Origin of the sequence: Streptomyces sp. NPDC101776 (assembly GCF_044766845.1) — a bacterium.
GTDB lineage: Bacteria > Actinomycetota > Actinomycetes > Streptomycetales > Streptomycetaceae > Streptomyces.
This window is the reverse complement of sequence record NZ_JBIWMV010000002.1, coordinates 425,908-439,014: the sequence shown is the minus strand read 5'-3', so window position 1 is coordinate 439,014 and position 13,107 is coordinate 425,908. Positions and strand designations below refer to the sequence as shown.

Annotated in this window: 13 protein-coding genes; 8 read left to right on the top strand and 5 right to left on the bottom strand. The window is 70.6% G+C overall.

Annotated elements, in window-relative coordinates; all coding sequences use genetic code 11:
* Nucleotides 1-18 precede the first annotated feature (18 nt).
* Entirely contained in the window at nt 19-1,152 is a 1,134-nt protein-coding gene (locus ACIRRY_RS07735) for an abortive phage infection protein (protein ID WP_403969020.1), read from the bottom strand.
* 255 nt (nt 1,153-1,407) lie between these two features.
* Here ACIRRY_RS07735 and bla point away from each other — a divergent pair, with 255 nt between their 5' ends.
* Nucleotides 1,408-2,271, top strand: a complete 864-nt coding sequence (bla, locus tag ACIRRY_RS07730) for a class A beta-lactamase (protein WP_403970837.1) — start codon at nt 1,408-1,410, stop codon at nt 2,269-2,271.
* A 278-nt stretch (nt 2,272-2,549) separates the two neighbouring features.
* On the opposite strand, the gene ACIRRY_RS07725 is transcribed toward bla, so the two are convergent.
* The gene (locus ACIRRY_RS07725; protein WP_403969018.1) at nt 2,550-3,335 is read right to left on the bottom strand and encodes an AraC family transcriptional regulator; all 786 of its coding nucleotides are present in this window, start codon (nt 3,333-3,335) and stop codon (nt 2,550-2,552) included.
* A 55-nt stretch (nt 3,336-3,390) separates the two neighbouring features.
* Between ACIRRY_RS07725 and ACIRRY_RS07720 the strand changes: the two genes are divergently transcribed.
* The gene (locus tag ACIRRY_RS07720; protein ID WP_403969016.1) at nt 3,391-3,963 is read left to right on the top strand and encodes a class I SAM-dependent methyltransferase; all 573 of its coding nucleotides are present in this window, start codon (nt 3,391-3,393) and stop codon (nt 3,961-3,963) included.
* Here ACIRRY_RS07720 and ACIRRY_RS07715 read toward each other — a convergent pair.
* A complete protein-coding gene (locus tag ACIRRY_RS07715) occupies nt 3,937-4,398 on the bottom strand; it encodes a protein phosphatase (RefSeq protein WP_403969014.1) in 462 nt (153 codons plus the stop codon). The two genes, ACIRRY_RS07720 and ACIRRY_RS07715, sit on opposite strands and share 27 nt — an antisense overlap.
* Nucleotides 4,399-4,410: 12 nt before the next feature.
* The gene (locus ACIRRY_RS07710; protein ID WP_403969012.1) at nt 4,411-5,013 is read right to left on the bottom strand and encodes a TetR/AcrR family transcriptional regulator; all 603 of its coding nucleotides are present in this window, start codon (nt 5,011-5,013) and stop codon (nt 4,411-4,413) included.
* 106 nt (nt 5,014-5,119) lie between these two features.
* Here ACIRRY_RS07710 and ACIRRY_RS07705 point away from each other — a divergent pair, with 106 nt between their 5' ends.
* The gene (locus ACIRRY_RS07705; protein ID WP_403969010.1) at nt 5,120-5,542 is read left to right on the top strand and encodes an ester cyclase; all 423 of its coding nucleotides are present in this window, start codon (nt 5,120-5,122) and stop codon (nt 5,540-5,542) included.
* A 32-nt stretch (nt 5,543-5,574) separates the two neighbouring features.
* Here ACIRRY_RS07705 and ACIRRY_RS07700 read toward each other — a convergent pair whose 3' ends face one another.
* Entirely contained in the window at nt 5,575-6,288 is a 714-nt protein-coding gene (locus ACIRRY_RS07700; RefSeq protein WP_403969008.1) for a FadR/GntR family transcriptional regulator, read from the bottom strand.
* 212 nt (nt 6,289-6,500) lie between these two features.
* On the opposite strand from ACIRRY_RS07700, the gene ACIRRY_RS07695 reads away from it, so the two are divergent.
* The 5 genes from ACIRRY_RS07695 to ACIRRY_RS07675 are packed head-to-tail and all read left to right on the top strand — an operon-like array spanning nt 6,501 to nt 13,102.
* Nucleotides 6,501-8,135: an ABC transporter substrate-binding protein gene (locus tag ACIRRY_RS07695; protein ID WP_403969006.1), complete on the top strand. Its 1,635-nt coding sequence runs from the start codon at nt 6,501-6,503 to the stop codon at nt 8,133-8,135.
* An 18-nt stretch (nt 8,136-8,153) separates the two neighbouring features.
* The gene (locus ACIRRY_RS07690; protein WP_403969004.1) at nt 8,154-9,113 is read left to right on the top strand and encodes an ABC transporter permease; all 960 of its coding nucleotides are present in this window, start codon (nt 8,154-8,156) and stop codon (nt 9,111-9,113) included.
* Nucleotides 9,113-11,116: a dipeptide/oligopeptide/nickel ABC transporter permease/ATP-binding protein gene (locus ACIRRY_RS07685; protein ID WP_403969002.1), complete on the top strand. Its 2,004-nt coding sequence runs from the start codon at nt 9,113-9,115 to the stop codon at nt 11,114-11,116. The genes ACIRRY_RS07690 and ACIRRY_RS07685 overlap by 1 nt, the downstream gene beginning before the upstream one ends.
* Before the next feature lie 31 nt (nt 11,117-11,147).
* Complete coding sequence (locus ACIRRY_RS07680) at nt 11,148-12,170, top strand: oligopeptide/dipeptide ABC transporter ATP-binding protein (protein ID WP_403969000.1); 1,023 nt, start codon at nt 11,148-11,150, stop codon at nt 12,168-12,170.
* Complete coding sequence (locus ACIRRY_RS07675) at nt 12,167-13,102, top strand: dihydrodipicolinate synthase family protein (protein ID WP_403968998.1); 936 nt, start codon at nt 12,167-12,169, stop codon at nt 13,100-13,102. The genes ACIRRY_RS07680 and ACIRRY_RS07675 overlap by 4 nt, the downstream gene beginning before the upstream one ends.
* Nucleotides 13,103-13,107: the final 5 nt, after the last annotated feature.

The following is a 13,107-nucleotide window of genomic DNA, read 5'->3' as shown; positions in this document are numbered from 1 at the left end:
CGTCAATCGGACAAGGCATCAAGAGCAGACTCCCGCATACCTGCGCGCCAGCGCCCGAAACGCCTCCTTCGGCTCCCAATGCCAGGGCGAACTCGGGTCATACGGACGGGCCTTGACGGTCTTGGTGATCGCGTAGCTCGCCATGTCGAGGTCGTGGCGCGGGTCGTCGGTGCGGTGCGGGGCGTCCGGGGTGACGAACTCGAAGGCCATCGCTCCGTAGAGGCCCATCGACTCGAAGATCTCCAACAGGCCGACCACGTAAGCCGCTTGGGTGTGTTCGCTGCGGATCAGGTGGCCCTTGATCTCCTGCGGGTCCTTGCCGTAGTCGACGACGTTCCAGCCCATGCCGGCGGTCTTCTCGGCGCCCTTGTACGCGCAGGTGCCGAACTCGGTGATGGTCACGGGCTTGCCCCAGCGTGCGTAGCGGCGCAACTCCCGGATGTAGTCGGCCGGTTGGCGGAAGTACGAGTAGTAGTCGATGCCCACGATGTCGAAGAGGGTCCAGTCGACCTCGTCGTCCTGGGCGGCCGCGTAGCTGAGGTCGCCGTGGAAGACGGAACGGCCGTGTGCCGCCGCCTTCTTGGTGAAGGCGTCCAGCCTGCGCTGCATCCTGACCGGGTCGAACGTGCCGTTCAGGAGGTTCTGGACGCGGTCCAGGACCGTCGCGCCCGGCACGATCCCGGGCACGAACAGCCAGAACTCGCAGCCCACGCTGAAGTCGACGCTCGCGCCCTGGCGCCGGAGGCGTTCCGCGAACCGGCCCGTCTCCGCGAGGTGTTCGAGGATGTCCCGCTCCGGGACGTCGGCGAGGGTGGGCTGGAGCCAGATGTGCAGGCCCAGTTCGGCGGCCTCGGCGGCGGTGGCGGTGAGGCGGTCGACGCCGTCGCCGGTGACCTCGACCGTGTCGGCGTGCAACTCGTCGCGGACGGCCCGGAGATCGGCGCGCATCCGGCGCGGGTTCCAGGCGGTGGCGGGGGTCTCGCCCTCGCCGACCGTGTAGACGACGCCGTGTCGGCGCAGCCCGTGGCGCCGCCCGTCCGCCGCCTGTGTCCGTGCCGTCGCCTGCCCCGACGGCAGCAGCGCGCCCGCCGCTCCGAGCGCCAGCGCCCCCGCCAGGAACTGGCCCCGACTGATCCCCTGTGTGTTCGCCATGCGCCCACTGTGCCGATCCGGCCCCCGCTCGGAAGTCGCCCGATGGTCTACGGCGGCGCAACCAAGGGATGAGCCCTCGCGTCGGTCACTGGAGAGATCGTTGACGTAGATCGACCGATCGTCGACGGCGACCGAACAAAGGAGAGCGCGATCTCAGGCTCGGAACAGTCCTCCACGACCCCTACAACCCCTACAACCCGTACGACCCGTACGACCCGTACGGCCCGTACGGCCCGTACGGCCACCCGCCGCACCCTGCTCACCACCGGCGCCGCCACCGCCGCGACCCTCCTCACCGGCACCTCCTCCGCGCAGGCGGCGGACAGCCCCGGCATCCGCACACGTCTGGCCGCCCTCGAAGAGCAACACACCGCCCGCGTAGGCGTGTTCGCACACCACCTCGGTACGAAGAGGACCGTCGCGCACCGTGCCGACGAACTCTTCCCGATGTGCTCGGTGTTCAAGACGCTCGCCGCCGCGGCCGTCCTGCGGGACCTGGACCGGCACGGCGAGGTTCTCTCCAAGGTCGTGCACTACACGGAGGCCGATCTCGTCGACGGATCGGACCGGACCCGGGCGCACCTCGCCGACGGCATGACGGTCGAGCAGCTCGCCGACGTGGCGATCCGCTACAGCGACAACGGCGCCGGCAACCTGCTCCTGCGTGAACTCGGCGGCCCCACCGCCGTCACCCGCTTCGCCCGCTCCCTCGGCGACCGGGTCACCCGGCTCGACCGCTGGGAGACGGAGCTGAACTCGGCCGAGCCGGACCGGATCACCGACACCACCGGCCCGCGCGCGATCGCCGGCCTGTACGGCAGGCTCGTCCTCGGCGACGCGCTGCGCCGCCCCGACCGCGACCGGCTCACCGCCTGGCTGCTCAACAACACGACGAGCGCCGCCCGTTTCCGCGCCGGGCTCCCCGCGACCTGGACGATCGCCGACAAGACGGGCAGCGGCGCCTACGGCACGGCCAACGACGTCGGCATCGCCTGGACGGAGGCCGGTGACCCGGTCGTCCTCGCCGTCCTGACGACGAAGCCGACCCAGCCCGACGCGCCGTACGACAATCAACTGGTCGCGAAGACAGCCGAGTTGGTGGCGGCGACGCTCAGCTGACGCGGGAAGCGGCGTCCGGCCGACGTGGGAGGCGGCGCTCGGGCTAGCGCGGGAAGCGGCGTCCGGCCGACGTGGGAGGCGGCGCTCGGGCTAGCGCGGGAAGCGGCGTCCGGCCGACGTGGGAAGCGGCCCTCGGGCTAGCGCGGGAAGCGGCGTCCGGCCGACGTGGGAAGCGGCCCTCGGGCTAGCGCGGGAAGCGGCGTCCGGCTGACGTGGGAAGCGGCCCTCGGGCTAGCGCGGGAAGCGGCGTCCGGCCGACGTGGGAAGCGGCGCTCGGGCTAGCGCGGGAAGTACTGCCTCGGCGTCACCCCGACCACCCGGTGGAACGCCGCCGTGAAGGAGCTCGCCGAGGCGTACCCGACGCGTCGCGCCACCGCCTCGACGGGTAGCCCCTCGGCGAGGAACGGCAACGCGGCCTGCATCCGCAGCCGTTCCCGCCACTGGCCGAAGCCCAGCCCCGTCTCCGCGACGAAGAGACGGGCCAACGTCCGCTCGCTGGAGCCGACTTGACGGCCCCAGGCGGCCAACGGGCGGTCGTCGGAAGGGTGGTTCATCAGGCCGGCGGCCACCGCCCGCGCCCGAGGATCACGCGGCTCGGACACCGCCACGCTCGTCACCGGCACCGGACGCAGCTCGTCGAGGAGCACCAACTCGGCCCGCGCGCGGGCGTCCGGTGTCAGGTCCGTGCGGTCCAGGTGCACGACGAGTGCCCGGAGAAGGGGGGTGACCGCGACGACCGTGGGGTCCCGCCAGTCGATGTGCGGGCAGCTCGCTGGTTCGACGAACGCGCCGCGCATCACGGCGTCACCCTCGGACCCCGTGGAGTGCGGGACGAGCGCGGGGACCCACAGCGCCAGCGCCGGCGGCAGCAGCCAGGTCCCGTGCTCGCTCCGGATCCGCAGCAACCCCCGCTCGGAGCAGAGGAGTTGGTGGACGGGATGCCAGTGCGTGGCGAACGCCGTGCCGCGCGGCATCGTGAAGTGGCCGACGAGGATGGCCGTGTCGGACCAGCGCCCTTTTCCTGTGCCGGACCAGCGCCCCCGCTCCTGTCCGTTCCGCGACATGACACGGCAGCCTAGCCCGTGGCGGACAGCCGCCCGCCCCGCCTAGCGTCGACGTATGCCGATGAACCGAGCCCACCGCAAAATGTGCAGCTCAGAGGGTTGGGCGCAGACGACCAAGGACCGCATCCTGCCCTGGGCCCTGGAGCACGTGGAACTCGGCGCGGACGTACTGGAGATCGGCCCGGGCTACGGCGCCAATCTCCGCGTCCTCGTCGAGCGGGTCGACCACCTCACCGCCGCCGAGATCGACGCCGACACCGCGCGCCTGTTGGAGTCCCGGTGGGGCGACCGGGCCACCGTGCTCCACGCGGACGGGGCCGAACTGCCGTTGCCCGACGCGTCGTTCGACTCCGTCGTCTGCTTCACGATGCTGCACCACGTGCCCACGGCCGACCACCAGGACCGTATCTTCGCGGAGGCGTTCCGCGTGCTGCGTCCCGGCGGGACGTTCGCGGGCAGTGACAGCCAACCCGGGTTCCGCTTCCGGGTGCTGCACTTCCGGGACACGATGAACACCCTCGATCCGGCGACACTCCCGGGCCGGCTGGAGCGGGCCGGCTTCACGGGCGTGGCGGTCGATCTGCACGCGGAGAGCGGCGGCCTACGCTTCCGCGCCCGGCGCGACTGACGGCGCCCCGAACCGTCGTACGTACCGCCGCTGCCACGGTGTCTCCACGGCGTGCCGGTCGTAGTGGGCGCGGACGTAGAGGACCGCCTCCCCGGGCGGCACCCCGTCGAGGACCGCGAGGCAGGCCAGTGCCGTGCCGGTGCGGCCCCGGCCGCCCGCGCAGGCGATCTCGACCCGCTCGGTGAGCGACCGGCGCCAGGCGTCGGTGAGAACCGCGTGCGCCTCGGCACGGTCGGCGGGCAGCCGGAAGTCCGGCCAGCGCAACCACCTTGCCTGCCAGGGGACTTGGGGCAGCTGCTTGCCGAGCAGATACACACCGTACGACGGGACGGGACCGTCGGCCGGGAGCGGGCGGCGCAGTCCGCGGCCCCGGACCAGGCGGCCGGAGGGCAGCCGTAGGACACCCGCGTCCCGCTCGTCCCACACTTCTGCCATCTCGCTCGCCCCTCAGTCGACCGGCGTCTCGCGTACCGCCTTCTCCAGCAGTGCGCTCGCCGCCCACCGCATCACATCCGTCGCCTCCTCGGGGTCGAGTCCGCAGGCGTCGCGGGTCGCCAGCAGCGCCTCCGCTCCGTACACGAGGGTGACAGCCATGGTCAGACGGCGGTGGAGTCCGGGCGGAAGGGTGTCGGCGAGTGGTTCGAGAGCGGTACGGGTGTAGCCGAGGCGGGTCTGGTTGCGGGTGGGGGTGTCCATCTCGCCGTGCTCGTGCTGGGTGAACCAGCGTTCGAGGCCGGCCCGCACCAGCGCCCGCCACACCGCCTCGTCGCCGAGCTGGAACTCGGCGACGCGGGAGATCAGCGTGTCGAGACGCTCGGCCGGGTCGGCGGGCAGGTCGGCGGTGAAGTCCGGTGTACGGACGAGGAGTTGGGTCTCCTGGAGCAGTTCCTGCGGGCTGGAGAAGTAGCGGTACGCGGTGGCCAGGGACACCTCGGCCGCCTCCGCCGCCTCCGCGATCGTGACCGTCCGGCCCTCGCGGATCAGGGCGACCGCAGCCTCGATCAGCGCGCGGCGCGTGCGCAACTTCTGTCTGCTGCGGCCTTCCGGCATGCGAATACCTTCTTGTCGTGAGAAAATTTTCTCATTACAGTATATCCGTCTCACCCACGGGGGTCGCGGCCCGACCGGCACGCGGCACGACGAGAGGAGGAGCTCGATGGGCTCCATCACACCGGCGGACATGGAAGTACTGATCGGCACGCACATGCTCGCCGAGGAACACGGGGACCCGGCGGCGGCGGTGTCCGTCTACACCGACGACATCGAGCACGACGCCGTCGGCTGGCCGGGCGGCCCGGCGGTCGGCATCCCGGCCGCGCAGGAGCGCTACGAGCAGTTGGTGCGGGATCTGCGCACCGAGAAGTCCGAGCGCACCCACACCTACTACTCGGAGAACGCGGCGACCGTCGAGGACCTGATCACCTGCACGGTCCCCGGCTCACTGCTGGGCGTGCCCGGCAACAACCGCCGGATCACCTTCCGGATGCTGCACGTCTTCGAGTTCGCGGACGGCAAGATCTCCCGTGAGAACGTCTGGCTGGACGGGGCGTCGATCGTGGCCCAACTCACCGCTCCCTGAGCACAGTTCAGGGTCCGGCCGAAGGTCGGCCGTCAGCCCACTCCGCGGGACTCCTGCGCAGCCCGCGCCTCGATCCCGCGGAAGTGGTCCGCCATCGCGCGCCGCGCGCCCTCGACCTCGCGGGCGCGCAGTGCGGTGACGATGTCGCGGTGACGGCGGACGGTGAGTTCGGGGGCCGGGTCGTCGGTCCAGCCGCGGGCGCCGGCGACCCGGCGGAACACCGTCCAGAAGGCGCCGAGGAGTTGCGGGACGAGTTCGTTGCCCAGTGAGGCGTAGAGCAACTCGTGGAATTCGCGGTCGAGTTCAGGGAACGGGCGACCGGCGCGGCCCGCCTCCTCCATCCGGTTCACCACCGCTTCCAGCCTGTCCAGTTCCGGTTCGGTGACGGTCGCGGCGACCCGATGAATCAGGCCCTCCTCCAGCACCTCGCGCACCTGGAGGATCTCGGCCAGCGCGTCCGCGTCGTCCTCGTGCCGCGTGAGTGTGCGGAAGGTGAGGCCGTCGACGAGCGGGGTCAGCGAGGCGCGGCCTACGTAGGTGCCGTAGCCGTGTCGGATCTCCACGATGTCGAGGGCCTGGAGTGCCTTGAGGGCCTCGCGGACGGAGTTTCTGCTGATGCCGAGGTCTTCCATCAGCTCGGCCTCGGTGGGCAGCGGCGCACCGGGCTGGAGCTTGCGGTCGAGGATCAGCTGCACGACCTCGCGCTGTATCCGACTGTTCCTTGGCTCCCCGGACATGCGGCGCATCGTACGCGTCCCAGAGGTCCCACGTCCCATGTCTGACCCCAGCCGGACCGGAGGGGGAGTCAATTTGCGCCAGTCCCCCGCTGTTTCTAAGCGCCATTGGTCCGACCTCTGACGGCTACGCCATTCGTGTGCGATGCCTTGACCGACCCCACGGGCGCTCTTATGGTCGCGCTGACCGCAGGACGTAGGACGTCGTACCTCCTGGAGGAACCATGCGCGAAGACGTGACGCAGAACGTGCCCGCGCTGCACCGCCGGGCGTTCCTGAAGTACTCCGGCGCGCTGGGCGCGGCGGCCGCCATCTCCTCGTCCCTGACGGCCTGTTCGTCGGGGCCGCAGTCGACGAACGACACCGGCGGCGGGGGCACCGGCAAGAACCGGACGCTGACCGCGGTGATCGGCTACGGCAACGACGGCAGCTGGGATCCGACGCAGACCGCGTCCGCGTTCGCGATGGCCGGCAACAACCACATCTACGAGGGACTGATCGACACCGACCCGATCACCCGCGCGCCCTACCCGGCGCTGGCGACGGCCCTGCCGAAGGACACCGGCGGCACCTCGTGGACGTTCACGCTGCGCGCGGGCGCGAAGTTCCACGACGGTCGGCCGGTCACCGCCGACGACGTCGTCTTCGTCTTCGATCGCGTCCTCGACCCGAAGACGACGACCCTCGCGCAGGGCTTCTTCGTGAGCTGGCTGAAGGAGGTCCGGAAGATCGACGCGCAAAGCGTCGAGCTGGTCCTCAAGTTCCCCTTCCCGGACGGGATTTCACGGCTCACGCTCGCGAAGATCATGCCGAAGCACGTCTTCTCGAAGCCGGGCGCCTGGGACCAGGCGATCCAGGGGAAGGCGGTCGGTTCGGGGCCGTACCGGCAGACCGCGCACCACCCGAAGTCCAACACCACCTTCGCCGCGTTCACCGGCTACAACGGCCCGCGCCCGCCCGCCTTCAAGACGATGAACTGGCTGACCATAGTGGACGCGGCGCCCCGGGTCGCCAAGATCTCCGGGTCGAGCGCGGGCGCGCAGATCGCCGACAACATCCCCTACGCCAACATCCAGCGGCTCCAGAGCGGCGGGCGGACGGTCGGTGGCGGGGCCGGGATGAACAACTTGTTCCTGATGTTCAACACCCAGCACAAGCCCTTCGACGACGTACGGGTGCGCCAGGCGCTCCACTACGCCATCGACACCGGCAAGATGGTGCAGGTCGCCCTGCGCGGGCACGGGAAGCCGTCCTCGTCGTTCCTCAACGAGGGCAACCCGGCCTACCGGCGCGCGAAGACGGTCTACGACTACGACCCCGCCAGGGCGAAGGCGCTGCTGAAGGCGGCCGGAGTCAGCGGGCTGAAGGTCAACATCATCTCGGTGAACGTGAGTTGGATCGTCGACTGTCTGCCGACCATCAAGGCGTCCTGGGACGCGATCGGCGTGCAGACGACGCTCTCCCCGCAGGAGACCACGGCCGTCTTCACCAAGATGGACCAGAAGCAGGACTACCAGGTCGTCGCCGCCGCCTCCAACCCCAACCAGTTCGGCCTCGACGCGGACCTGATCATGCACTACAACTACGGCCCGCAGAACCTCTGGATGGGCTACGCCCGTTGGGCCGGGAACTCCGTCGCCAAGCAGCTCTTCAAGGACATGGACCGGGCCACCCAGGAACCGGACGCGGCGAAGAAGAAGACGATGATCCAGGACTACATCGACACCGTCGCCGAACAGGCCGTGCTCTACCCGGTCGTCCACAACGAGCTGATGACCGCCTGGGACCCGAGGAAGCTGACCGGGATAAGGCCGCAGCCCTACCCCGGCATCAACGTCCTCCAGGCCAAGTGGGTCTAGCCGTACAGGAGTTGGCCCATGGTCACCGTCGTCAGGATTCTGGCCCGCCGTATCGTCCTGCTCGTACCGCTGATGCTCGGCATCGTGCTGTTCGTGTTCGTGGTGATGCGCTTCTCGGACGTCGACCCGGCGTCCGCGTTCTTCCAGGGCGCCAACCCGACCCCGCGGCAACTGCACGACTTCCGCGAACGCAACGGCCTGTTGGATCCCCTCCCCCTGCGCTACGTCCATTTCGTGGGCGCACTCCTCCACGGTGACCTGGGCACCAGCGCCCTGACCCGGGCGCCGGTCGTCCAGCAGGTCACCACCGCGCTGCCGCTCACCCTCCAACTCACCTTCCTGGGGCTGGGGATCGCGGTGGTGCTGTCCCTGCTCGGCGGGGTGACGGCGGCGATCTACCGGGACCGGCTGCCCGACCAGATCATCCGGGTCGTGTCGCTGACCGGGGTCGCCGCGCCCGGCTTCTGGCTGGCGCTGCTGATGATCCAGTACCTGGCCGTCGACCGGGGCTGGTTCCCGACCGGCGGCTACATCAACCCGGCGGACTCCCTCACCGGCTGGCTCAAGACGATGGCCCTCCCGGCGCTCGCGCTGTCGCTGCCGGTGGCGGCCCAACTCACGCGCATCGTAAGGACGTCGGTGGTCGAGGAGCTGGACAAGGACTACGTCCGGACCGCGATCGGCAGCGGACTGCCGCCGAGGGTCGTGGTCGGCCGGAACGTGTTGCGCAACGCGCTGATGAACCCGCTCACCGTGCTGGGTCTGCGCGTCGGATACCTGCTCGGCGGTGCGGTCGTCATCGAGACCATCTTCTCCCTCCCCGGGATGGGCAAGCTGATGATCGACGCCGTGCAGAACGGCGACCCGGCCGTCGTCCAGGGCGTGGTGCTCACGACGGCGACCGGGTTCGTCGTGGTGAACCTGGTCATCGACATCCTCTATCTGCTGGTCAACCCCCGCCTGAGGGATGCTTCCTGATGTTCGCTCAGTTCCCCCGGTTCTCCCGCAAGGGCCTCGCGGAGACCCTGTCCCGGCCCGGCATCCGGCTGCGCGGCTGGCGCCGGCTGCCCCTGTTGTCGAAGGTCGCGGTGGGCTTCCTCGCGGTCGTGGTGCTGGTGGCGCTGTTCGCGCCGCTCCTCACCCCGCACGACCCGCTCGACCAGCGACTGCCCGTCGACGGCACCGGGCACCCCTCCGCCGGCCACTGGATGGGCCAGGACAGCCTGGGCCGGGACATCCTCAGCAGGCTGATGTACGGCGCCCGTTGGTCCCTCGCGATCGGGCTCGGGGCTACCGCGCTGGCGCTCGTGGTCGGCGCCCTGCTCGGGGCCGTCGCCGCGACCTCGCGCAAGGGCGTCGACGAGACGCTGATGCGCTGCCTGGACGTGGTGATGGCGTTCCCCGGCATCGCGCTCGCGGCCGTCCTGGTCGCCGTGTTCGGCGGCGGGATCACCGTGCTGATCTGCGCGATCGCGTTCCTGTTCACCCCACCGGTGGCAAGGGTCGTACGGGCCAACGTACTTGACCAGTACGGCGAGGACTACGTCACCGCGGAACGGGTGATCGGCGCCCGCACCCCGCACATCGTCATCAAGCACGTGGCCGTCAACTGCGCTGCCCCGATCCTGGTGTTCTGCACGGTTCAGGTCGCCGAGGCGATCGTCTTCGAGGCGTCGCTGTCGTTCATCGGCGCGGGCGTACGGCCCCCGGACCCGTCGTGGGGCAGTGTCATCGCGGACGGCAAGAACATGGTGCTGACCGGGGGTTGGTGGGCGACGGTCTTCCCCGGGCTGCTGATGCTGGTCACCGTCCTCTCGCTGAACATACTGTCCGAGGGCGTCTCGGACGCGTGGGCGGCGCCTGCCCCGCGCGAGGTGGACGTACGGCAGGCCAACGACGACGACCCGCTCGACGCGCCCGCGCCCGGCAGCGGCGAGGTGCTCCAGCTCCCCGGTCTGACGGAGGCGGCGCTCCGACTCCGGTCGCGCGCAAGGCCGTTGCCCGACCCCGACGGCCTTCCGGTGCTGGCGGTGGAGAACCTGGCCATCGGCTTCGAGGGCCGCCACCACGGCGTGGACATCGTCGACGGCATCAGCTTCGAGGTGCGGGCGGGTGAAGTCCTGGGCCTGGTGGGCGAGTCGGGCTGCGGCAAGTCGCTGACGGCGCTCGCGGTGATGGGCCTGGAACCGAAGGGCGCGCGGGTGCGCGGCCATGTCCGGTTCAACCAGCGGCAGTTGGTGGGCGAGCCCATGCGGGTGCGCCGCAAGCTGCTGGGCCACGAGATGGCCATGGTGTACCAGGACGCCCTGTCGTCCCTGAACCCGGCGATGACGATCCGCGCCCAGCTCAAGCAGGTGATACGGCGCGGAGGGCGCCGCGGGGCGGGCGAGTTGCTGACGATGGTCGGCCTCGACCCGGAGCGCACCCTGCGCAGCTACCCGCACGAACTCTCCGGCGGCCAGCGCCAACGCGTCCTGATCGCCATGGCGTTGTCCCGCGACCCCAAGCTGATCGTCGCCGACGAACCGACCACCGCCCTCGACGTCACCGTGCAGGCGCAGGTCATCGAGCTACTGCTGCGGCTGCGCGAGGAGTTGGGCTTCGCACTCGTCCTCGTCTCGCACGACCTGGCGCTGATCGCCGATGTCACCGACCGGGTGGTGGTGATGTACGGCGGACAGATCGTGGAGTCGGGTGTGACCGCCGACCTGGTGGAGTCGCCGGCCCACCACTACACGCGCGGGCTGCTCGGCAGCGTGCTGTCGTTGGAGTCGGCGGCCGAGCGGATGACCCAGATCAAGGGCGTGGTCCCCTCCCCCGCCGACTTCCCGGCGGGCTGCCGCTTCGCCGACCGCTGCCCGCTGGCGAGCGACCGCTGCCGTACGACGGCACCCGATCCGGTCGGCCCGCGCACGCACACGGTGGCCTGCCACCACCCGGCGATCGACCTGGTGACGACGGAGAGCGAGACGGTGTCATGAGCGGTGCACGGGTCGGGTCGGAGACGGTCGCGTGAACGGCCCGCTGGTCGAACTCTCGGACGCCCATGTCGTCCACAAGGCGCGCAGCGGCGGTCTGTTCAGCCGCGATCGGGTCTACGCCCTGACCGGCGCCGATCTCACCGTCGCCCCCGGCGAGACGGTCGGCGTGGTCGGCGAGTCCGGCTGCGGCAAGTCGACGCTCGCGAAGGTGCTGGTGGGCGTACAGCGGCCGACGTCCGGCACGGTGTCCTTCCGGGGCCGTGACCTGTGGTCGATGCCGGATGGTGAACGCCGGGCCGCGGTGGGCACCGGCATCGGCATGATCTTCCAGGACCCGTCGACCGCGCTGAACCGCCGTCTGACGATCCGGCAGATACTGCGGGACCCGCTGGACGTGCACGGCCGCGGCACGAAGCCCGAACGGGAGGACCGGGTAAGGGAGTTGATGTCGCTGGTCGGTCTCCCCCGCGCGCTCGCCGACGGCCTCCCGGGACAGCTCTCCGGCGGCCAGCGCCAACGCGTCGCGATCGCACGGGCGTTGGCGCTGGACCCCGGCCTCGTCGTGGCCGACGAACCGACCAGCGCGCTCGACGTCTCGGTCCGGGCCCAGATCCTCAACCTCCTCCTCGACCTGAAGGAACGGCTGGGCCTGGCCCTCGTGTTCGTCTCCCACGACATCCAGACGGTACGGCGGATGAGCGACCGCGTGATCACCATGTACCTGGGCCGGATCGTCGAGGAGACCCCGGCCGACCAGGTCACCGACCGGGCGAGGCACCCGTACACCCGGGCACTCTTCTCGGCGACCCCCGGCCTGCTCCACCTCATCGACCCGATCCCGCTGATCGGGCCGGTGCCGTCGGCGACGCGCCCGCCCAGCGGGTGTCCGTTCCGCACGCGCTGCTGGAAGGCCGACGACGTGTGCGCGTCCGTCATGCCGGACTTTTCACCCGCGTCGACGCCGGGACATCTCTACCGTTGCCACCATCCTGTGGAGGAGGACCTGTCGACCCGCGACCTCGTTCGCCAAAACCTCCCCATGGAGCCTTCATGACCTTCCCCGCCCCGCTCACCGGTGTCGTACCGCCCGTCTGCACCCCCCTGACACCGGACCGCGAGGTGGACGTCCGTTCACTGCTCAGGCTCGTCGACCATCTCGTCGAGGCCGGGGTGCACGGGCTGTTCCTGCTCGGCTCGACCTCGGAGGCGGCGTATCTGACGGACCGGCAGCGCAGGTACGTCGTCGAGGCGGTGGTGGCTCATGTGGGGGGTCAACTCCCGGTGCTGGCAGGGGCGATCGACATGACGACGCCTCGGGTGCTGGACCATGTGGCCGCGGTGACGGACGCGGGGGCGGACGCGGTGGTGGTGACGGCCCCCTTCTACACACGCACCCATCCCGCCGAGATCGCCCGCCACTACCGTCTCGTCGCCGCCGCGTCGTCGGTTCCTGTCGTCGCCTACGACCTCCCCGCGTCCGTCCACACCAAGCTGCCTTCCGACCTCGTCCTGGAACTCGCCGCCGAGGGTGTGCTGGCCGGCCTCAAGGACTCCAGCGGGGACCTCGGCGGATTCCGTACGGTCGTCACCGGCGCGCGGGTCCATCCGGACATCACCGGGTTCAGCGTGCTGACCGGGTCCGAGCTGTTCGTCGACTCTGCGCTGGCGTTGGGGGCGGACGGGGCGGTGCCGGGGCTCGCCAACGTCGATCCCCACGGGTATGTCCGGCTTGACGCGCTGTGCCGGGCCGGGGACTTGGCGCGGGCGCGGGCTGAGCAGGAGCGGCTGTGTGTGTTGTTCGGGCTGGTGGGGGTGGGTGACCCGGCGCGGATGGGGGGTGGTTCGTCGGCGCTGGGGGCGTTCAAGGCGGCGCTGCATCTGCGGGGGGTGATCTCGTGCGCCGCGACCGCGGAGCCTCAAGTCGCCCTGTCGGCGGACGAGGTGGAGCGGGTGGGGAAGTTCCTGGCGGCGGCGGGGTTGCTGTAGCCGCA

Bases quoted from the DNA above. Each gene is read 5' to 3' on its own strand.
- ACIRRY_RS07695 (WP_403969006.1), top strand. From the start codon at position 6,501: ATGCGCGAAGACGTGACGCAGAACGTGCCCGCGCTGCACCGCCGGGCG.
- ACIRRY_RS07685 (WP_403969002.1), top strand. From the start codon at position 9,113: ATGTTCGCTCAGTTCCCCCGGTTCTCCCGCAAGGGCCTCGCGGAGACC.
- ACIRRY_RS07715 (WP_403969014.1), bottom strand. From the start codon at position 4,398: ATGGCAGAAGTGTGGGACGAGCGGGACGCGGGTGTCCTACGGCTGCCC.
- ACIRRY_RS07705 (WP_403969010.1), top strand. From the start codon at position 5,120: ATGGGCTCCATCACACCGGCGGACATGGAAGTACTGATCGGCACGCAC.
- ACIRRY_RS07725 (WP_403969018.1), bottom strand. From the start codon at position 3,335: ATGTCGCGGAACGGACAGGAGCGGGGGCGCTGGTCCGGCACAGGAAAA.
- ACIRRY_RS07720 (WP_403969016.1), top strand. From the start codon at position 3,391: ATGCCGATGAACCGAGCCCACCGCAAAATGTGCAGCTCAGAGGGTTGG.
- ACIRRY_RS07690 (WP_403969004.1), top strand. From the start codon at position 8,154: ATGGTCACCGTCGTCAGGATTCTGGCCCGCCGTATCGTCCTGCTCGTA.
- ACIRRY_RS07675 (WP_403968998.1), top strand. From the start codon at position 12,167: ATGACCTTCCCCGCCCCGCTCACCGGTGTCGTACCGCCCGTCTGCACC.
- ACIRRY_RS07735 (WP_403969020.1), bottom strand. From the start codon at position 1,152: ATGGCGAACACACAGGGGATCAGTCGGGGCCAGTTCCTGGCGGGGGCG.
- ACIRRY_RS07710 (WP_403969012.1), bottom strand. From the start codon at position 5,013: ATGCCGGAAGGCCGCAGCAGACAGAAGTTGCGCACGCGCCGCGCGCTG.
- ACIRRY_RS07700 (WP_403969008.1), bottom strand. From the start codon at position 6,288: ATGCGCCGCATGTCCGGGGAGCCAAGGAACAGTCGGATACAGCGCGAG.